Raw genomic sequence first — 20,306 nt, 5'->3', positions numbered from 1 at the left:
CTTGGCGGCCCAGGAAACGTCCCGAATCGACCGCTTGGGCCAGAAAGCCGTGACGCGGCGGCGATAGATCGGCCTCTGTAAGCGCGTTAAGCTGGCTCGGGCGGCGAAGTCTTCGCCGTCTGGTCGCGGCTTCTCGCTGCTGTTGCGAACGCAATCCAACGGCGTTCTGACCCACGGAGGCCTCAGGTGGCGCGGATCTTGAGCAAAGCTGCCCGCCGCGGTGCGCGGCAGACCCTGCGCGTCGAAGCCCTCGAGGCACGGCTCGCCCTCGACGCGCACGGCGCCACGCTGCTGGGCGACTCGTTCGATCTGCGGCAGAACGGTTCGCAAATCGAACTCGACGTGCTCGCCAACGACCTGTTCGATCCCGACTACGCGGGCGAGCGGCGGATCACGTCGGTCAGCTACGGCGACCAGGGCGGGCGGATCGAGATCGCCGAGGGCGGCGCCTCGCTGCTGTACACGCCGCCGGCCGACTTCGCGGGCGTCGAGTCGTTCGTGTACGCGGTCGACGGGCGGCACACGGCGCCCGTGTCGGTGTCGATCGCCGCGCCGCTGGCGGACGATCGCTTCGACGTCGTCCCGAACGGCGACGAGGTCACGCTCGACGTGCTCGCCAACGACCCGTTCTGGAGTGGCTACGACCTGCCGGGGCGGATCACCTCGGTGAGCGTCGGCACGGGGGGCGGCGCGATCGAGATCGCCGACGATGGGCGCTCGATCCGCTACACCGCGCCAACCGATCCGATCAGCAGTGAGTCGTTCGTCTACGTGGTCGACGGCAAGTACCCCGCCCGCGTGCAGATCGACGTGCCGAACCCGCTGCGCGACGACGATTACTACTCGGCTATCCAGGGCGACGCCGAGCGGACGCTCAACGTGCTCGCCAACGACCCCTTCTGGGAGGGCTACACCGGGCAGCGCCGCATCACGAACGTCGTCGCCGGAGACGGCGTGGGCGTCGAGGTGGCGCCGGACGGCAAATCCTTGCTGTACACGGCCCCCGACCAGATCGCGGGCCACGTGCGGTACGATTCGATCCGCTACGTGGTCGACGGGCAGTTCGAGGCGACCGCCCGTGTGCGGGTCTACCGGCCGGTACAGGACGACCGATTCGAGATCGACGAGAATAGCACTGCGTTCGGGCTCGACGTGCTGGCGAACGACACCTTCGCGGGGTTCAATCCGCGGCCGCCCGGTCCCTACGACATCGTCGACCGGGTGACCTCGGTCACCCAACCAGAGAACGGCACGGTCTCGGTCTCGGCCGATGGCCAGCGAGTCCTTTACACGCCTGAGCCCGGCTTCACCGGGACCGACACGTTCACCTACACGGCCGACGGCAAACACGTCGCGTCGGTTTGGATGGATGTCACCCGCCCGGTTCGCGACGACGTTTTCTCCGCCGGCGTGTACCAAGACACGCCCGACGCGGTCCTCGGTGTGCTGCTGAACGACTTCCTCGGCGACGGCTACGCCGGCCCGCGCGTGATCACCGGGATCGGCCCCACCGACGCCGGCGGGACGGTGACCATTGCGCCCGGCGGCGCGTTGCTCTACACCCCCGCGCCCGGCTACTCCGGCGCGGACCGGTTCTCTTACACGGTCGACGGCGAATTGACCGCCGAGGTGAGCGTCGTCGTGACGCCGCTCGCCCAGAGCGACGGGCTGAACGTCCGGCACTACCGGCTCGGCTCTACTTACACGATTCAGGCCTTGGCGAACGACTACTTCGCCAACGGGTACGCGGGCGAGGGGCGGGTGACCGGTGTGGAATTGGTCTCGGGCGACGCGTCGTTCACCTACTCGCCGACCGGTGAGGTGCGCATCACGCCGGAGTCATCCGGCTCGGTCGTCCTGAGGTACACGGTCGACGGCCGCTACGAGTCGGACGTCCGACTGACGGTGGCGTCGCAGACGACATCGGACCGCCTGGTCGTCGACATGAACTCCGACCTCAATCCGCTCGGCGTTCTCGGCAACGACTTCAACCTCTACAACAGCTCCTACACGGGCGGCGCTCGGCTGGTCACCGGCGTGAGCGCCGGCGCCGCTGGGGGCGTGGCGACGATCGCCGCGGACGGCAGGTCGGTCCGCTACACCCCGCCCGCGGACTACCACGGCGCCGACTCGTTCACCTACACGGTCGACGGCTTCTGGACCGAGACCGTCAGCGTCGACGTGATCCGCCGCGTCCGCGACGACCTCTTCCGCGTCGATCAGGCCGACGGCCAGCAGGCGTTGCCGGTGCTCGTGAACGACCTGTTCGGCGCCGACTACTCGGGCGTCGGCGTGGTGACGGCCGTGACGGCGTCGGCGTCCGGCGCTTCGGTCGCTGTCGGTCCTGACGGCAAGTCGGTCCTCTACGCGCCGGCGGCCGGCTTCAGCGGCGAGGACACGTTCCAGTACACGGTCGACGGCAGGCTCATCGCCGAGGTGACGGTCGTCGTCGACACGCCGGCCGAGGAGCGGTACGGGAAGTTCGACGGCGTCGACGACTACTTCCAGTTCCTCCTCGAAGACGCGCTCGACCGCTACGAGCACCTGTTCGGGCAGACCGCGTGGGGCTGGAGCGTGTATCCAACGCTCTACACCGACGCCGCCTTCGACGCGGGCGTTCCGAGCGAACGCGGGCACTCCGAGACGAACGTCCAGGTGGCGGGCGTCGACGAGGGGGACATCGTCGAGTTCGACGCCGACTACGTTTACGCATTGACCGACACGGGCGTAACGATCTTCGACGCGTGGCCCGCCGAGGAGCTGAGCGTCGCCTCGCGGGTCACGGTCCAGGGGCGCCCGGTCGTGGAGTACTTGTCGGGCGATCGGCTCACGGTCATTTCCGAGGTCGGCGGCTATCGGGGCTATCCGATTTATCTCGGCGGGTCCCCGGTGGGCGGCTTCTCGGTCGACTTGATCGATATCGCTTACCCCGGCTGGCCGCCGTACCCCGCGGCGCCGCCGGAGACGATCGTCACCGTGTTCGACGTGTCGGACCGCACCGCGCCGGAGGTCGTTCAGACGACGACGATGGAAGGCCGCTACGTCGACTCTCGGTCGGTCGAGGGCCAGGTGTACACGCTCGTGAGCAGCCAAGCGGTCGCCGACGCGCCGCGGGTCATCGACGAGGACGACGACCCCGAAACGCCGGGCCGGTACGAGACCATCGAAGAGTACACCGAGCGGCTCTCGGCGGGCCGCGGCGAAGCGATCGAGGGCGCCCTGCCCTCTTACACGGCGACGGGCCCCGGTGGCGAGGCGGTCCGCAGCGGCCTGCTGAACACGCCCGAGACCCTCTACAAGCCGCTCACGCCGGACGCCGACACGCTGATCTCGGTGGTCTCGATCGACGCGCTCGCCGACGCGCCGGGCCTGACCGATACGGCGGCTGTCTACAGCACCGGTGGGGGGACGATCTACGCGTCGCTCGACAACTTCTATGTGTTCGACGCCGACCACAACACCGAGGACGGCGCCCTCACCCGGATCGCCAAGTTCGACTGGGACCCGGACTCCGGCGGCATCGACTTCGCCGCGACCACGACCGTGCCCGGCTCGATCATCAACCAGTTCTCTGCCGACGAGTCCGGCGAGCTTCTGCGGATCGCGACGAGCGTCTCCAACTGGAACTCCGGCAACCACAGCGGCCGCCGGGAGAACCTCTTGTTCGTGCTCGGCGACGACGACGGCGTGCTCGAGCCGGTCGGCTCGATCCAGAACTGGGCCCTCGGCGAGTCGATACGCTCCGTGCGGTTCCTCGGCGACCGGGCGTTCGTCACGACCGCGCGTACGATCGACCCGCTGTTCGCGCTCGACATGAGCGACCCGGCCGCTCCCGAAGCGGTCGGCCACGTGACGCTGCCGGGCTTTACGAGCTACCTCCATCTGGTCGACCAGGATCACCTGCTCGCTGTCGGCAAGAACACGCCCAACGGCGCCTGGGGCCCGACGCAGGTGTCGTTGTTCGACATCTCGGACCTGTCGCAACCGGTGCGACTCGCCGAGCACACCTTCTCGCGCTTCTCGACCAGCGAAGCAGAGGTCGACCACCACGCGTTCGGTTACTTCGCCGAGCACGGCCTGCTCGGGATGCCGGTCGCCAGCACCCTCTACGAGCGCGAGGACACCGACGGCGACGGCTACGCCGAGTCGCGGGTCGCGCGGCGGCTCGATCGGCTGGCCGTGTTCACGGTCGACGTCGGCGCCGCGCTGCCGGCCGATCGGCTGACGCTCTCAGCCGAGGTCCCGCACGAGGGCCAAGTCCGCCGCAGCGGCTACATCGGCGACACCCTCTATTCGGTCGGCCGCGACGCGATCAAAGCCCTCCACGTGGCCGACCTGTCGACCGTCGTCGCCCAGGCGCCGCTGGTCGATCCCGACGCCGAGCCCCCCGCGGCGGCGCCGGTTGGCTGGATCGAGTACGACGCGTTCCGCATCATCGACCTTGCGCCAGCCAACGCCAATTCCGAGCCACCGGTTGACCCGCGGGCCGCCGCCGTCGAGGCCGCGCGCTCTCACCTGGCCGAGCGGCTCGGCCTGGCGCCGGGGGCGCCGCTGCTGGTCACCGCCGAAGCGACGCCCGGCTTGCCAGGCGGCGGCGAGGTCGTCGGCTTCCGGGCGGGCGGATCGACCCACTGGTACCGGATCGGCGAGCGCGGCCGCTTCGAGCCGGCCGCGGCCGCCCCGCGTCCGACCCGCGCCGCTTGGAATGCGGTGGCCGTGCGACCGGCCGAAGACCGGCGCGGCGGGGCGGGCGACTTCCACCGCGACGGCATCGTCGATCAGATCGACCTCGCCCTGTGGCGGGCCGCGTATGGTGAGTGGTCGCTCAACCACTGGCTGCCGGCCGACGGCAACTCCGACGGCCGGGTCGACTCGGCCGACTTCACGCTCTGGCGCGATCACCTGGGCGACCGGTACGACCGGGCTCCCCAAACCGAATCACCCACCGAGCAAGCGTTCGCCGTCTGGAGCGTCGCGCCGGACATCGGCGACTATCCGTCTGAGCTCGTGGGCCCCAGCCGACCCGCCCCCGCTGCCCCGCGCTCCGCCGCGACGCTGCTGTTGCTCGACAGCCAACCGCAGAGCGACACGCCGGCCGCGGTGTCGCTGGAGTCGGAAGAGCAAGGCGAGACCCAAGAGGAAGAGAGCACGCCGGCATTCAGCGCCCCGATGGAGCGGGCGTTCGAAGCGTTCTGATCGAAGCCTCGCGGCGCGCCATCGGGTCGCCGGGGCAGCGCTTCCTCATCGCCCCGCCGCGGGGGCGTCGCGGCGCGGCAGCCGCTGTAAGGGTCGCGGAGATCTGGTGGATACCACCAGGTTGGGTCGCCGGCTGCCGCTTTGGGCTCCGGCCTGTCGCCGCGGTCCGGGAATACTCCGCCGACACGCACCGGCCCTCCTGTCGGCTCGCGGATGGTCTGCTGCTGGCTGTGCCGACGACTTTTTTGGCTAGCGCTCGATCGGAAGGCGGATTCATGCGAGAGAGCGCGGCGATCAACCGCACTTGGCGCCGTAGTTGCTCTAACCGGAAAAGGCCCTGGGCCCGGCTGCGTTGCCGGCCCGCTCACGTGTGTTCCGTCGATCGCTCCGAAGAACCCGCTACTGGGCAACCCGCTGCGGGGCGATGTCGGGCAGTTCTGTCGAACAGGGAGGATCACGATGTCCGATATCGCTTGCCGTTGGCTCACCTACGCCGAAGCCATCGCGACCCTCGCTCACGCGGGCAGCGAGCTGATGTCGTGGCTCACGCCCTAGCAGTGGAGCCGCACCCCACGGGCCAACTTCGACTCCGTCGAAGCTGTGTATCCGCTCCGCGGCCGAATCGCTTTTTCTTGCAACGACCCCGGCGGGGAGGCACGGTCCCGGTCGAGGCCTACAGCTTGGTGCATAAATGCTTACTCGCGCAGACTTAACGAAACTGGCTGAGAAGGAATCGCGGCCTGCGGTCACGCTCTACATGCCGACGCACCGGCGGGGGCGCGAAACACGCCAGGATCCGATCCGCTTCGGGAACCTGCTCAAGCAGGCGGACTCCCAAGCCGCGGAGCAAGGCGCCGAGGAGGCGGAGAGCGTGAGAGAGCTGCTAGCAGCGGTCCAGGGCTTGGAAGAGGACCAAGACTTCTGGGCGCACCAGTCGGACGGCCTTTGCCTGTTCCTTGGCGAGGGCGTTGAACGCGTCGAACGCGTGCCAATCAGCCTCGAAGAGCACGTGGTTGTGGGCGAGCGGTTTGACGTCGCCCCGTTGCTGCCGATTCTCTCGTGGCGCCGCCCGTTCTTCATTCTGAAGATCGATCAACACGGCGCCGCGCTGCTGAAGGCCGACGGTGAGGCGCTCGTCGAGCAGCCGCTCGACAGCGAGTACGATTCGATCGCCGCCGCCGCTCCCGGCAGGAACCGCGAGGGAGCGCTGCAATTCCACTCGGCCTCGAGCCCCCGCGCCCAACGACGCGGCGAGGGCCCGATCTACCACGGCAACGCGGCCGACAAAGACGCCCACGCGGCTGACATGCGGCGGTACCTGGCGGCGGTCGACGCGGCGGTGACCGACTCGCTCCGCGACCAGGAGGGGCCGCTGGTCTTGGCTTGCGTCGAGGAGACGAATTCCCTCTACCGCGAGCTGAGCGAGTGCGACCGCCTCGTCGACGATTACGTCGAAGGGGCGCCCGACGGCAAGTCGGAGGACGAGCTACGCCTCAACGCCCTGGCGCTGGTCAAGGGCCTGGAGCGGCGAGACACCCAGCAGGCCGTGCAGCGGTACGGCGACGCCACCGGTCAAGGCCTCACGCTCGACACGCCCGAGAGGATCGTCGAGGCGGCCAAGGCCGGCCAAGTCGACACGCTGCTGCTGTCTGAGGCCGACGGGACTTCCTACTCGGGCCAGCAGTCAGACGCCGCCCGCGCCGCCCTGTTGACCGGGTCGGACATCTTCGTCGTCGACGAGGACCTGATGCCATCGCCCTCGGGCATCGCCGCGCTGCTACGCTACCAGGTCTGACGCAGGGTCGCGGGGTTTCGTGAATGGACCACACCGATTTGGAGCGCCCTCCCTCGGCGGACCGCTACCTCGTCGTCGTGAACGAGAGCGCACGGGCGTGCCGGCAGGGTGACCTAGAGAGAGCCCTCGGCGCCGCCGGCCTGCTGGAACGATGCGAGGTCGTAGCGACCGGCTCGATTGAGGAGGTTGGCCCGGCCGTCGAGCGGGCCGCGGCAGAGGGATTCGTCGTGGTCGCCGCCGGCGGCGACGGGACGGTCCACGCGGTCATCAACTCGCTGGCGACGCTCCAGGAGCCGCCCCCCCTTGGCCTCCTACCGACCGGCACCGCCAATAACTTCTGTCGCGCGCTCGGGGTCCCCCTGTTGCTGGAAGACGCCGCGCAGGCGCTGCACGACAGCCGCCGCACCCCCGTCGACCTCATCCATGCGGCAACGTCGGACGAGCAACGGTGGTGCGCGACTATCGCGACGACCGGCAACACCGAACGGGTCATGCAGCGGCTCGACGATCGGCAGAAAAAACTCTGGGGCGCATGGTGCTTCTTGCAAGCGGCCCTGCCCGTTGTGGCGGACCTGCAGTCGATCGCCGTGCGGATGTCGGTCGACGGGCGGCCCTTCGAGAGCGCGTCGCTATGGAACCTGATCGTCGCCAACACGCCGATCGCGGGCGGGGGGTTGCTCGTGGCCCCGAAAGCGCAGATCGACGACGGGCGACTCGACGTGATCGCCGTCCGTGAGGGCGAGGGGATCGACCTGGCCTCGCTCGCTTCGCACTTCCTAACGGGCGACTACACCGAGCACGAGCGGGTGAGCAGCGTGAAGGCCCGCAGCGCCACGGTAGAGTCGGATTCGCCGCTGGAGTTTCTCGTCGACGGCGAAAAGCTAGAGGGTAGCCGCTTCGTCTTCAGGGTAGCGCCCGCCGCTATCCGTGTGGTCGGCGTCGGAGAGCGAGAGCGGGCTTAGGCTGCTCTGACCGACGCGGGGGAAGGTGTGCCGGCTCATGGGAGCGAATCGAGACTGGCTCTCCAGGTGCATCCAGTGTGTGATGGTGATCGTCTCGTCGCACAGGTCAACGACGTTGAACGAGTTCTTCTCCCGCTCCCGGGCCCGGCCCCGGCGAGATGTCGACGTGCCGCTCTGCGCGATCACGATCCCCCGGTCCCGCCGCACGCCCGGGTACACGTCGAGCGAATTGCCCACGTAGGCGCGGTGAAGGTGGCCGCCGAGTATCAACTCGACGCCGGACGCGGCGAAGCGATCGAGCGCCCGCTTCGCGCCGGGCAGGGTGTCCGATCCTTCGTAGTCGGGCGCCGGGGCGAAGTGATGGTGGGCCACGACGATCCGGACGTGCTCTCCCGGGGCGGCGGCCAACCACTCGTCGCAGCGGTCGAGCTGCCAGCGGCTGATGCGGCCGTTGACGATAGCCCGGCGGGGCGCCGTGGAGTCGATCGATACGATCGTCGCCCCGTCGATCGATAGGGCGTAATCCAGTTCGTCGGCAATCGCCCTGCGGTAGTTGCGGTGGGGCTGGAAGAGCCGCTCTAGCACGCGGTAAAGCGGCACGTCGTGGTTGCCGGGTGTCACCACGAGGGGCGCCCGGGGGAATTTGTCGAGGTACCGCCGGGCGTCTGCGAACTCCTCGCTGGTCGCCCGCTGGGTGAAGTCTCCGCTTGCCACGATCGCGTCGGGGTCGGCCCCTGCCACGGCGTCCAGCAGCCTGTCGGCGACCTCCGGCAAGAAATAGGGGCCGAGGTGCAGATCGGAGACGTGGACCAGCCGTGTCATGCCGCGTAACGGGTGAGGTGAAAGGATCGGCGGTCGAGCGGCCGCGTGACGAGAACCCCGCCCCACGGTCGGCTCAGCTTAGGCGTAGCCGAAGCGCACCCCGTACCAACTGCGCGAGCGGCTGCTATGTCAATCTGTGCCGCCGCAGCCTGCCAGCGCGGCTTGCCGATTGGTCGGGAAGCGCTCACCTCGATATGCCCGGAACCAGCGAAGACGCGTTCGCGAACGACCGCCAGCAAGGGGGCCAATCGAGCGAGCTCACACCTAAGAGCAAGGCGCCCGGCTCTTGTGCGGCGCCTTGTTGCGGCTGGTGTAGCTAAGTGCTGGCGCAGCAAGGATCTAGCCCCGATGAGGGGGGGCCCGATCGGGTGGCGTCCTCGCCACCAGGTGGACGGCGTCGGCCGCTGTGCACGGCCGCCGCGGTCCTCACCAACACCAATCCGAGGCCTCCCGCAGAGATTGGCAAGCGGGTTGCGACACGTAGCGATCGACCCCGTTTTTTCCGCGTGTCGTCGCAGACGGCCGGCGTCTACGCCGCGCTTCGCCAGAATCCAACCGAGGTAACAACACGATGCACGAGTCCGAACACCATCATCACGATCACGGCGTGGAACACGGCCACCGTGAAGAAATCCGCACCAACCTGCCTAGGCCCGAGCGGGTGAGTTGGGGGGCGTTGTTCGCCGGCCTCTTCGCTGTGCTCGCCGTCAGCTATCTGCTGTACCTGCTCGGTGGGGCGCTGGGTCTCAGCATCGCCGACGCGTCGGACTCGACGCTTATCGGAGAGGGCCTGACCGAGGGCGTCATTATCTGGATGCTCCTCACCGCTTTGGTCGCCTACTTCATCGGCGGCGCCACTGCCGCGCGGCTGTCGGGTACGACCGATGAGATGATCGGGATGATGCACGGCTTTGTGCTGTGGTCAGTCGCCACCGTCGTGCTAATGCTCTTCGGCTACGTCGGCCTGAAAGGCTTCCTTCAGACGGGTCAGTCGCTGGTCGTCGCAGCGGCAGAGGCAACCGGTACGGCCGCCAGCGCGGTCGGCTCGGCCGCCTACACGGCCGGGGCGTCGATCGATGATGCGGTCGGCGGAGTGGCCCAGGCAGCGACCGGCTTCGCAACCAGCGACTCGAAGCTAGCCAACACCATCCAGAAAGAGCTGAGCCAACAAGCGGCTCAGGCCATTGCATCGGCCGAGGCCGAGGGTGGCCCCAGCGTGTCCGCCGAAGAAATCCGTAAGTCCTTCAACGACCTCGACCGTGAGACCCTCAACCAGATTGTCCAGCAACTGTTGGACAACGAACAAGAGAGTGCGGCCGAGCTGATCGCGTCGCAGACCGAGCTAACCGCCGATCAAGCGCGTGACTTGGCCGAGGGGGTCTACAACTCGCTCGAACGGCAACTGGGCAACCCGGACAACCAAGCTAGCCTCGCGGAAGACCTCCGCCGCCAACTCGTTCGTCAGAGCGCCGACGTGATCGCCGCCGCCGACGCCGAGGGCGGCCCGCAAGTCACCGACGATGATATTCAGAAAGCGCTGAACGACCTGAACACCGACCAGATGGCCAAGGCCGCGCAGCTGCTCGCTTATGGCAAGGTCGACGAGGCCAAGAACGTCTTGACCGAGAACACCGATCTGAGCGACGCCGAAGTGAACGAGTTGGTTGAAGGGGTACAAAACACTTACCAAGCGCAGATCGAGAAGCTCTCGCAAGCGGCCGAAGAGGTCGGCGAAACGGCGAACGCCGCCGTCGAAGAGCTGAACGACTACGCGCAGGCGGTCACCTGGTCCGCGTTCGCCTCGGCTGGCATCGGCTTGGCGATCGCCATCCTCGGCGGGTGGTGCGGCGCCGACACCTCGCGTCGCTACTACTACGAACGGCACACCGCCGGCAGCGCTTGATCACCGAGGGGTGAGGGCCGGCGGCGAGCAGCCGCCGGTCCGCCCAGCCGCGACCGCCCACAGGGCGGGATCGTCCATCCAATCCACCCACCGAGGTATAAGAAAATGCGTTTCGGACTCATCGGCGTTGTGCTCGTCATCCTGCTCATCGCCGCGATACTGGAGAGTGTGCCGCTGGGCGGCATCGGCGGGCTTATCCTGCTGATCCTGGTTGTCCTCTTGCTGCTCGGCAAGATCTGAACAGGAGCAACCAGCAAGCGGCCGCGCACGCAGCAAGCGTCGGCGCCGACGGCTCGGGAACGGGCCCGCCGGCGCCGGCGTTCTGCTTTGCCAACGCGTTGCTTGCCAATGCGTGGTTTGCCAATGCGTGGTTTGCCAGTGCGTAGCGGGTGGACCAGACAGAGTAGTCCTGGCCGTCGACCACGCCGCTCAGGTCGCCGTCCGGCGCGAGGTTGTCGAGGAGGCCGCCCCGCACGTCGCGCCAGACGGTGTAGTCGGCCGCGTCGACCACCCCGTCGAAGTTGTAATCGGCGGCGTCCAGCGGCGCGAAAACGCGCGACGAGAAAAAACTCGGGTCGATCGACTCGACGAGCCCGAACAACAGAAAAAGGTGGTCGACGAGGCCCGCGTCGCCGGGGACCCAGCCCGGTTGGTCCGCGGAAACGCGGACCAAGCCGTAGCGGTACCGCGGGTCCGAGTCGGGCGGCTGGTCCGCCGCGAAATCGAGCAGCGTCGCCAGGTCGCCCCACGCGGCCACCGCCTCCGGCGAGAACACGTTGTTCGGGTGGTCGGCGATGCGGTCGGCGTGGTAGCCCTGCGGGCTAACGCCGGCCGTCAGCCCGTAGCGGTACGGCTCACCCAGCACGCTGCGGCTGTAAGCGCGATCGACGGTCGCTTGGTTCGCCAGGTAGGCCTGGAACCCGTCGCTGTGGCGGAAGTCACCGTTGAAGTAATTGGCTTGCTGGACCCAGAAGGCCGGCGCGAAAGCGTCCGGGTTGTCGGTCAGCGTGGGCGTCCGACCGAGGTACTTGATCGGCGCGGCGTCTGGGTTGAGCCACTGCCGGCGGACCGCCACGGCCCGGTCGTTGTCGCCCCGTTGACGCAGCGCGAGGCTCACCACGAGTTGGTACTCGTTCCACGGCCGCACCGCCCCGCCGGCGCCGCCCCCTTGGGGGGTCATGTCGAGATAGACCCGGCCGTCGAGGCTCGGGTGGATCGCCGCGTCGAAGTCGATCGACGCGGTGAGTGACTCGGACACCGACCGGATGTCCCCGGCCACCGGAGAGCCAGCCGCGTCGAAGTGGTTCGCCGCGAACAACGCGCCGGCCGCGAGCAGAGCCGAGCCGATGGGGCTGTAGCTGTCGTCCCAGCCCGGCGTGTCGGCGCCGGTCACCGGATCGATGAAGTGCAGGAAGTGGCCATCGGCCGACCGGGCCGGCGCAACCCCCGCGGTCCTCCCCGCGTACGCGTTCAAGACCTTGAGCGCCTGCACGTCGGCATCGGCGATCGCGTCGACACGATCCAGCGCGGCCAAGGCGACCAGAGCGAACCCTGCCGCGTCGGGCGTGGCGGGGTGGAAGCTCGGCCGGGTCGGGTCAAGCACGAGCGAGTCGCGCACGAGCCCCGAAGGCTGTATCGCGTCCGCCACGTAATGAGCCAATCGGCCGATCTGGTCCGACCGGAACGCGCTGAGGTCTTGGCCCGGAGCGTTTGCCGCCCCGACCAAGAGGAGGAGGGTCGTGGGAGAAACGAGTTTTCCGCACATGCCGCGTCCTGCATGAATCGCCGCGAAGGGGTTTCGTAGAACGACGCCGCGGCTCTCGGTGTTGGATGCCTATCCTAGCTGAGAAGGGGCCGCCGGAGGCGCGCTTATACCATTAAACCCCGCTATGAAACCGCTTGCAATTGATCTGTCGGTAGTCTCATATGCCCAAGCAGCTCCCATAGCAGCGGCGCGAAACCGCTACAGAGCGTCCCCCGCATCGAAGGTGGTTCTGCCCGCCACCCCAACCGATTATGGGTGGGGAACCCCACCCGGTCCCCCTGCCGCTGCCGGCGCCACGGCGTCAGAGCTGGTCGCGAAAAAAACGAGAAACCAGAAGCCGAGAACCTGTATGGCCACGTCCATCGAAGACGTCGCGCGCCGAGCCGACGTGTCGATCAGCACGGTTTCTCGGGTGCTGAATCGTCACAACGTCGTGAACGCGCAGACCCGCAAGCGGGTCGAGGAGGCCATCGCCGAGCTCGGCTACCGCCCCAACGTGTTCGCCCGCGGCCTGATGCTCCGCAAGAGCAACGTGCTGGGGCTCGTGCTCCCCGACCTGCACGGCGAGTTCTACTCGGAGATCATCCGCGGCGCGAATCTGAAGGCCCGCGAGTGCGGTTACCACCTGCTGATCTCTTCGGTCACCGCCGACGACGACGGCCAAGACGTCCTCGCGACGATCGGCGCCCAGGGGCTGGTCGACGGGATGATCGTGATGGTCACCGAGATGAGCTCCCGCATACGCACCTCGCTCGGCGACGCCCCCGTCCCGCTGGTGGTGCTCGACGGCGACATCCAAGGCGCGACGCACGACACCGTGGCGATCGACCACCGCAACGGCGCGGAGTCGCTCGTCCGCCACCTGTTGTCGCTCTATCCCACCAGCCCGATCGTGTTCCTCGGCGGCCACGCCACGAATCTCGACACGATCGACCGGCTCAACGCCTACCAAAAGGTCCTCGCCGAGGTGGGCCGCGAGCCGTCCCAGAAGGACATCGTCTACCTAGACTACAGCTACGAAACGGCGTTCCGCTACGCGTCGGAGCGGGTCTTGGAGTGGTCCGCGGCGCGGTCGGTCGTGTTCGCGGCGAATGACGAGATGGCCGCCGCGGTGGTCGACGCCGCCCTGGCCGCGACGCTCGACGTGCCCGCCGACCTACCCGTGGCCGGCTTCGACGACACCCGCATCGCCCAGCTCACCCGTCCGCGGCTGACCACCGTCCGGACGCCCATGGCCCAGATGGGCGCGAAAGCCATCGAGCTGCTGTGCGAACGCCTCGAATCGCCGGACCGCCCCCCCAACCGGGTGACGTTGCCCACCGAGGTGGTGGTCCGCGAGTCGTGCGGCGGTCCGCCGGCGCCGGGATCATGACGACAAGTCGCAAAATGAACTGAAAGCGCTTGCAGGAAACACTTTCTTTCGCGTATTGTCATGGCTAGCGGGATAGTTCCCCTAAGTACCGGAACAGCCGGGAATTTCCCGCATACGGGTGCGCCCGTAGGCAGCGGCAGGCGAAGGTCGGGCTGGGTCAAATCGAAGGGTCTGCGAAGAGGCAACCCGCCCGCTCCCTAGCCGGTAGCGCTCGCCTGGCGTGGCGCCCCGGCGAGTGATGCTTATCCGAGAGCTCTTCCTGCGGTCAAAGACTTGCCCAGCGAAGGGCTGACCCGCTCGTCGGTGGCCCCCGTTTTTCGTCAGGAGGAACGGCGGTTGCAAGAGCGGGCTGACAGCGCAGCGCGACACGACCACCCCCACTCGGTCGGTGCGAGAGCGCCGATCCGAACCGCTCGTCTGATTTTTCTCTATGGGATGCCAGCTATGACTCACCCCCGCTATCGAATCTTGCTATGCCTAGCCGTCGCGGCCGTCGCCGCGCCGCGCTTCGCCGCCGCTCAGAACCTGCTGACTTATGGCGACTTCGAGACGCCCGCCGTCGCCGAAGTTCCCTTCTGGACGCTCGAGGAAGTTGTCTCGGGCACGACGACTCAGCGCAACGCAGCGGCTTTGGCCGGCTTCGCCGACAATCCCATCGACCCGCTCAACCCCGACCCGAACCACCGGGGGCTTTGGTTCCAAGCCTTCAACGGCGACCCCGACCCCGGCTTCGTCGACGCACGCCTCACCCAAGTGGCGCCCGCTACCCCCGGTGAAAACTACGTGTTCTCCGGGACCGCCGCGTTCGAGACCAACTACTCGGGCGGCGTCGCGACGCTCGACCCCGCGTCGCCTTGGGGGGCGATCGAGTCGCCGACCGAAACCGAATTCGAACTGGCGTTCCTCGACGCGGGCGGCACGGTCATCGGGACCCCCCTGGTGCGCGACGTCGCGAGCGAGGTGTTCCCCGGCTTCGGCTACACGGCGGTGACGCCGCTCTCGGCGGTGGCGCCGGAGGGCGCCGCGTCGGTCCGTGTCCAAGCCCGCGCCCTGCAGATGGCCGACGCGGGGCTGAACCCGCAGTCGGCGTTCGTCGACAACTTCTCCCTGACCACGAGCAGCGCCCCGTCGACGGAGCTGCTTGCGAACGCCAACCTCAATGAACTACCCCCGTCTATCGAAGACTTCCTTCTCGAGGAGTTTGAGTTGATCGAGACGCCCGACACGGCCGACTCGATCTCGATCGCCACCTTCGCGAACAACCCCGACACGGGCGGGGCGAACGGCATCTGGGTGCGTCCGTTCGTCGCCGACGCGGAGTCAGCCGTCGTTCAGCAGACGGTCGATGCGATGGCCGGCGAGGAGTACATGTTCTCCGCGTCCGCCCGATGGGAGGTCAACTACCTCGGCGACGGCCTCACCGGCGGCGAGAACGAGACCCTCATCGAGCTGGCGTTCCTCGACGACATGGGCGCCGTGCTGGACAGCGTCTCGCTCGATCTGCGGGCCGACGGCAAGACCGCCGCGGCGAACAGCTGGACCACGCACAGCGTAACAGGCGTAGCCCCGGCCGGCACGGTGCAGGCCCGCGTGGGGGGGATCGTCAACAACATCACGGCGAACACCGAGAACACCGGCAACCAGTCGGCCTTCTGGGACGACTTTTTGCTGACGCTCGTCGGCGACCTGCCCGGCGACTACAACAACGACGGGCAAGTTGACGCCGCGGACTACACCGTGTGGCGCGACGGCGACTCGCCCGACAGCTCGCAGGCCGGCTACGACCTGTGGGCGCAGAATTACGGCGCCGGCACGGGCGGCGCCTCGGCCGTGCCCGAGCCGACCGCGGCGGTCCTGGCGCTCGTCGCGCTGCTAGCCGCTGGCGTTCGTCGGCAGAGCTAACGCTCCCTGATCGGATGGCGCCCCGCCGGCAGCGTGCCGGCGGGGGCGCCGCCATCCGCGGGCCCGGCAGCCCGAGGGGGAACCCAACCACCGACCTTAGGGAAGTTCGATGCGACCCACCAACCGCCGACCTATCGTCAACGGATTCACGCTCGTCGAGCTGCTGGTGGTGATCGCCATCATCGGCATCCTCGTCGCGTTGCTCCTGCCGGCCGTCCAAGCGGCGCGTGAGGCGGCCCGTCGCACCCAGTGCAAGAACAACCTGAAGAACATCGGGTTGGCGGCGCAGAACTTCTACGACTCCCAAGGCCAGTTCCCCACCGGTGGCTCGACGCCCGGCGCGGTGATCGAGAACTACTTGGCGGACACCTTATCTCAGCCCAATCCGGATCTGCGCCGCGGCCCCGCGAACGGCCCCGAAAAGCAAGGCCTGAGCACGTTTTTCCAGCTACTCCCTTTCATGGAAGAGGGAGCCATCGCAGACATCGTTGACAGCGCCCAAATGCGTCGGCTGCCTGTCGGCCTCTACAACTGCCCTTCCCGGCGTGGGGTGACCTTCCAAGCTAATTCTCTAATCAGCTTGATTGACTACGCCGGTGTGATGGCGGCCCCGGCACGCAGCGAGATGCCCAATCCAAGTGACATGGACGCAATGCTCGCAAACCCCATGTCCAACAGCCCGTTGGATCGGCTGCGACAGTCGACCTGGGGATGCCCGTTTCCGGCGTGCACCTTCAACTTACCGAGGTCCGACAATGGGTTTTATCAAGGGCTTGTGAGTCAGTCGCAAACCCGGGGCGATCAGATTTTAGTGCGGTTCCGCGGGGTAATCCAGCGGACTGGATGGTTCAGCGATGGCAGCACGGGCTACTCTAGCGGCACCGGCCTGGAGATGACGTTCGCCAAGATTCCCGACGGCTCTAGCAAGACGATGCTGATCGCCGAGAAGTGGCTCGTCCCCGACCTCCACCCCGGCAACGGTGTTTCGGCCGGGTCCTTCAACATCAATGCCGGTGACGACCTCGGGTGGGCGGACGGCTGGGACTGCAACAACATGCGAACCACTCTGTTCCCCCCCCGACCCGACTCAGACCTTTCACAAGTGCCGGGACGGCCTAGCGTCAACGGACAGCCCTACGAAGCACAGCTCGCCGCGTTGTTCGGTCCGAGCGGCGCGTGCGACAACGCCGGCGACTGGATGATCGGCTCCTCACACCCCGGCGGCTTCAACACCGTGTTCGCTGACTCCAGCGTGCACACGCTCAATTACGACATCGACCCGGAGATGTTCAACCGGCTTGGCCACCGCTTCGATGGCGAGGCCATCGACGGCGTGTTCTGATGCCGCTTATCCGTTGTCGCGAGGTTGAGGTCGGCCCGAGGCTAGCCCCTTCGGGTCAAGCGCAGGTCGGCCCGAGGCTAGCGCCTTCGGCTCAAGCGCGGCGGCCGGCCTTTTTGGGGGCGGCACGCGAAAACCGCTCTTCAACCTTCGATCGACCCTGCGAGGTAGAACGTGATGGACCGCCTCCGACGGGCGTCGCTCACCGTGCTTGTGTTGGCCTCGCTTGGAGTCGCGCGGCCCGCGGCGGCGGCCGATCAGCAGGCCTTCCTCGACGACCTGCAGCGGCGCACGTTCGACTTCTTCTGGGAAACCACCCCAGCCGAAAACGGCCTCACGCCCGACCGCTGGCCGAGCGATTCCCCCAGCAGCATCGCGGCGGTCGGCTTCGGCCTGACGGGCTACCTCGTCGGCGTCGAGCGGGGCTGGGTCGACCGGGCCGCGGCTAGCGAGCGGGTCCTCGCCACGCTCCGCTTCTTCCACGACTCGCCGCAGTCGGACGACCCGCAGCGCGCCGCCGGCTACCGCGGCTTCTACTACCACTTCCTCGGGCAAGAGTCCGGCCTGAGGTGGCGCCGCTGCGAGCTCTCGAGCATCGACACCGCGCTGCTGATGATGGGCGTGCTTGCCTGCGGCGAGTACTTCGACGCCGACGACCCGCGCGAGGCCGAGATCCGGCGGCTCGCCGACACGCTGTACCGCCGCGTCGAGTGGGACTGGATGCAGCCCCGCGCGCCGCTGGTCGCGATGGGGTGGAAGCCCGAGGAGGGCGGCTTCGGACGGGCCGACTACAAGGGCTACAACGAGGCCATGTTCCTCTACGTGCTCGCGCTGGGGTCGCCCACGCACCCGGTCGAGCCAGCCGCTTGGGACGCGTACACCAGCACCTACGACTGGGCCGAGTTCTACGGCCAAGAGCACGTGAACTTCGCGCCGCTGTTCGGGCACCAGTACACCGCGTGCTGGGTCGACCCGCGCGGCCTGCAAGACGGCTACCTCCGGGCGCGCGGGATCGACTACTTCGAGAACTCCCGCCGCGCGACCCTCGCGCAACGCGCGTACGCGATCGCGAACCCGGCCGGCTGGCGGGGCTACGGCGAGGACTTCTGGGGGCTCACCGCGTGCGACGGCCCGGCCAACACCGAGCTAGAGATCAACGGAGAGCCGCGCCGGTTCCACTCCTACTGGGCGCGGGGCGCGAGCGCCGAGCGTGTGCACGACGACGGCACGGTCGCGCCGACCGCGGCCGGCGGCTCGATCCCCTTCGCGCCGGACGAGACCCTGGCCGCTCTGGCCGCGATGCGTGACCGCTACGGCGACCGGCTCTACGCCCAATACGGCTTCCGCGACGCGATCAACCCGACGTTCCGCGACGGCGGCGTCAAACTCAGCCACGGGGTGGTCGACCCGCAGACGGGCTGGGTGGCGGACGACTACCTGGGCATCGACCAAGGCCCGATCTTGCTGATGGCGGAGAACCACCGCTCCGGGCTGGTCTGGGAACTGATGAAGAAGTCGCCGGCGATCCGCCGAGGCCTGACCCGCGCCGGCTTCACGGCCCCTTGGCTCGGAGCCGGCCCCCCCGAGGCCGCCCCACCAACCGAAGGCGAGTCCCCATGATCCGAAGCGCCTGGCTGGTTGTGCTCGCCGCGATGGCTTGGTCCGCCGCCCAAGGGGCGCCGCGGCCGAACCTCGTGTTCATCATGAGCGACGACCACGCCTACCAGGCGGTTTCGGCGTACGACGACCGGCTCATCCACACGCCCAACATCGACCGCATCGCCGCGGAGGGGCTGCGCTTCGATATGTGCTACGTCCCCAACTCGATCTGCGCGCCCAGCCGAGCGAACATCCTCACCGGCAAGCACAGCCCGGTGAACGGCGTCGCCGACAACTACACCGAGTTCGACGGTTCGCAGTGGACGTTCCCCAAGGCGCTGCAGCGGGCCGGGTACCAGACCGCGATGATCGGCAAGTGGCACCTGAAGAGCGACCCGACGGGCTTCGATCACTGGGACATCCTGCCCGGCCAGGGCAAGTACTACCGCCCCGACTTCCGCAGTCCCTCGGGCCGGCGCGCCGTGGATGGCTACGTGACCGACGTGACGACCGACTTGGCGATCGATTGGCTCAGCGGCGAGGGCCCGACCGGGCGAGCCGAGGGCAAGCCCTTCCTGCTGATGCTGCACCACAAGGCGCCCCACCGCCCGTGGGACCCCGCGCCGGAGCGCCTCCGCGAGTTCGAAGACAAGGACCTGCCCGAGCCCTCGACGCTGTTCGACGATTACGCGACGCGGACCGAGGGCCCGCGCCGGGCCGAGATGCGGATCGGCGACCACATGCGGATCGACCGCGACGTGAAGGCCTGGGCCGCCGACAGCAACCACCGCAAGTGGCTCTACGGCCACATGGACGACCAACAACGAGCGGCCTGGGAGGCCGCCATCGACCCCCGGCACGAAGAGTTCGAAGGGGCCCGCCTCACCGGCCGGGACCGGACCCGATGGGTGTGGCGCCACTACATGGAAGATTATCTGGCGTGCGTGGCGAGCGTCGACGAGAGCGTCGGCCGCGTGCTGGATTGGCTTGACGAGAACGGCTTGGCGGAGAACACGCTGGTCGTCTACACGAGCGACCAGGGCTTCTACCTGGGCGAGCACGGCTGGTTCGACAAGCGTTTCATCTACGAGGAGTCGCTCCGCACGCCGATGGTCGCGCGGTGGCCGGCGGGGACCGCCGAGCCGGGGCGCGGCGTGGACCGGATCGTCTCGAACCTCGACGTCGGACCGACCTTTTGCGAGCTGGCCGGCGCACAGGCCGACCCGGCGATGGTGGGGTACAGCCTGGCCCCGTTGTTCCGCGGCGCCGAGCCGGACGAATGGCGGCAGGCGTTCTACTACCACTACCACGAGGGCCCGGACCGGGACCACGCGGTGGCGCGGCACGACGGCGTGACCGATGGCCGGCACAAGCTCGTCAGTTACTACGAGCTGGGCGACTGGGAGCTGTACGACTTGGGGTCCGATAAGGACGAGCTCCGCAACCTCTACGGCGAGCCGTCGGTGCGGCAAGTGCAGCAGCGGTTGACCGAGCGGTTGCGCGAGTTCCGTCGGGAGTACGGCTTCGAAGCGCCCCGCGACACCGCCGATCAGTCCGGGGGCTAGCCCTGCCCCAGCGGAAACCCGATCGGAGCGCTTGCGACTGGCGCAATCTGGCCGGACAATACGCCGCTTTGCGCATCCGCGTCGCA

Annotated in this window: 12 protein-coding genes; 10 read left to right on the top strand and 2 right to left on the bottom strand. The window is 68.1% G+C overall.

The window, feature by feature from the left end; genetic code table 11:
- Positions 1-198: 198 nt before the first annotated feature.
- The 3 genes from RIC11_RS02420 to RIC11_RS02410 all read left to right on the top strand — a co-directional run bounded on the left by RIC11_RS02420 (position 199) and on the right by RIC11_RS02410 (position 7,953).
- Positions 199-5,196, top strand: a complete 4,998-nt coding sequence (locus RIC11_RS02420) for a beta-propeller domain-containing protein (protein ID WP_350208237.1) — start codon at positions 199-201, stop codon at positions 5,194-5,196.
- A 691-nt stretch (positions 5,197-5,887) separates the two neighbouring features.
- Positions 5,888-6,991, top strand: a complete 1,104-nt coding sequence (locus tag RIC11_RS02415; protein WP_350208236.1) for a baeRF3 domain-containing protein — start codon at positions 5,888-5,890, stop codon at positions 6,989-6,991.
- A 23-nt stretch (positions 6,992-7,014) separates the two neighbouring features.
- Positions 7,015-7,953: a diacylglycerol/lipid kinase family protein gene (locus RIC11_RS02410; RefSeq protein ID WP_350208235.1), complete on the top strand. Its 939-nt coding sequence runs from the start codon at positions 7,015-7,017 to the stop codon at positions 7,951-7,953.
- Here RIC11_RS02410 and RIC11_RS02405 read toward each other — a convergent pair.
- Complete coding sequence (locus RIC11_RS02405; protein WP_350208234.1) at positions 7,873-8,775, bottom strand: metallophosphoesterase family protein; 903 nt, start codon at positions 8,773-8,775, stop codon at positions 7,873-7,875. The genes RIC11_RS02410 and RIC11_RS02405 overlap by 81 nt on opposite strands.
- A gap of 571 nt (positions 8,776-9,346) precedes the next feature.
- On the opposite strand from RIC11_RS02405, the gene RIC11_RS02400 reads away from it, so the two are divergent.
- The gene (locus tag RIC11_RS02400; protein WP_350208233.1) at positions 9,347-10,678 is read left to right on the top strand and encodes a hypothetical protein; all 1,332 of its coding nucleotides are present in this window, start codon (positions 9,347-9,349) and stop codon (positions 10,676-10,678) included.
- A 105-nt stretch (positions 10,679-10,783) separates the two neighbouring features.
- Complete coding sequence (locus RIC11_RS02395) at positions 10,784-10,918, top strand: hypothetical protein (RefSeq protein WP_350208232.1); 135 nt, start codon at positions 10,784-10,786, stop codon at positions 10,916-10,918.
- On the opposite strand, the gene RIC11_RS02390 is transcribed toward RIC11_RS02395, so the two are convergent.
- On the bottom strand, positions 10,872-12,443 hold the full coding sequence (locus RIC11_RS02390) for a hypothetical protein (protein ID WP_350208231.1): 1,572 nt from the start codon (positions 12,441-12,443) through the stop codon (positions 10,872-10,874). The genes RIC11_RS02395 and RIC11_RS02390 overlap by 47 nt on opposite strands.
- A 349-nt stretch (positions 12,444-12,792) precedes the next feature.
- On the opposite strand from RIC11_RS02390, the gene RIC11_RS02385 reads away from it, so the two are divergent.
- The 5 genes from RIC11_RS02385 to RIC11_RS02365 all read left to right on the top strand — a co-directional run bounded on the left by RIC11_RS02385 (position 12,793) and on the right by RIC11_RS02365 (position 20,220).
- The gene (locus RIC11_RS02385) at positions 12,793-13,815 is read left to right on the top strand and encodes a LacI family DNA-binding transcriptional regulator (protein ID WP_350208230.1); all 1,023 of its coding nucleotides are present in this window, start codon (positions 12,793-12,795) and stop codon (positions 13,813-13,815) included.
- Between the two features lie 444 nt (positions 13,816-14,259).
- A complete protein-coding gene (locus tag RIC11_RS02380; protein WP_350208229.1) occupies positions 14,260-15,717 on the top strand; it encodes a hypothetical protein in 1,458 nt (485 codons plus the stop codon).
- A gap of 109 nt (positions 15,718-15,826) precedes the next feature.
- A complete protein-coding gene (locus RIC11_RS02375; RefSeq protein WP_350208228.1) occupies positions 15,827-17,059 on the top strand; it encodes a DUF1559 family PulG-like putative transporter in 1,233 nt (410 codons plus the stop codon).
- Positions 17,060-17,233: 174 nt separating this feature from the next.
- Positions 17,234-18,676 carry a glucoamylase family protein gene (locus tag RIC11_RS02370; protein WP_350208227.1) on the top strand — a complete coding sequence of 481 codons (1,443 nt, stop codon included), beginning with the start codon at positions 17,234-17,236 and terminating at the stop codon, positions 18,674-18,676.
- Entirely contained in the window at positions 18,673-20,220 is a 1,548-nt protein-coding gene (locus RIC11_RS02365; RefSeq protein WP_350208226.1) for a sulfatase family protein, read from the top strand. The genes RIC11_RS02370 and RIC11_RS02365 overlap by 4 nt, the downstream gene beginning before the upstream one ends.
- Positions 20,221-20,306: the final 86 nt, after the last annotated feature.

Source organism: Botrimarina sp. (assembly GCF_040219535.1).
Taxonomy (GTDB): Bacteria; Planctomycetota; Planctomycetia; order Pirellulales; family Lacipirellulaceae; genus Botrimarina.
This window is presented reverse-complemented; position numbering and strand designations above follow the sequence as displayed.

Coding starts and splice junctions, on each gene's coding strand:
- RIC11_RS02410 (WP_350208235.1), top strand. CDS start 7,015: ATGGACCACACCGATTTGGAGCGCCCTCCCTCGGCGGACCGCTACCTC.
- RIC11_RS02375 (WP_350208228.1), top strand. CDS start 15,827: ATGCGACCCACCAACCGCCGACCTATCGTCAACGGATTCACGCTCGTC.
- RIC11_RS02400 (WP_350208233.1), top strand. CDS start 9,347: ATGCACGAGTCCGAACACCATCATCACGATCACGGCGTGGAACACGGC.
- RIC11_RS02385 (WP_350208230.1), top strand. CDS start 12,793: ATGGCCACGTCCATCGAAGACGTCGCGCGCCGAGCCGACGTGTCGATC.
- RIC11_RS02365 (WP_350208226.1), top strand. CDS start 18,673: ATGATCCGAAGCGCCTGGCTGGTTGTGCTCGCCGCGATGGCTTGGTCC.
- RIC11_RS02380 (WP_350208229.1), top strand. CDS start 14,260: ATGACTCACCCCCGCTATCGAATCTTGCTATGCCTAGCCGTCGCGGCC.
- RIC11_RS02415 (WP_350208236.1), top strand. CDS start 5,888: ATGCTTACTCGCGCAGACTTAACGAAACTGGCTGAGAAGGAATCGCGG.
- RIC11_RS02390 (WP_350208231.1), bottom strand. CDS start 12,443: ATGTGCGGAAAACTCGTTTCTCCCACGACCCTCCTCCTCTTGGTCGGG.
- RIC11_RS02370 (WP_350208227.1), top strand. CDS start 17,234: ATGGACCGCCTCCGACGGGCGTCGCTCACCGTGCTTGTGTTGGCCTCG.
- RIC11_RS02405 (WP_350208234.1), bottom strand. CDS start 8,775: ATGACACGGCTGGTCCACGTCTCCGATCTGCACCTCGGCCCCTATTTC.
- RIC11_RS02395 (WP_350208232.1), top strand. CDS start 10,784: ATGCGTTTCGGACTCATCGGCGTTGTGCTCGTCATCCTGCTCATCGCC.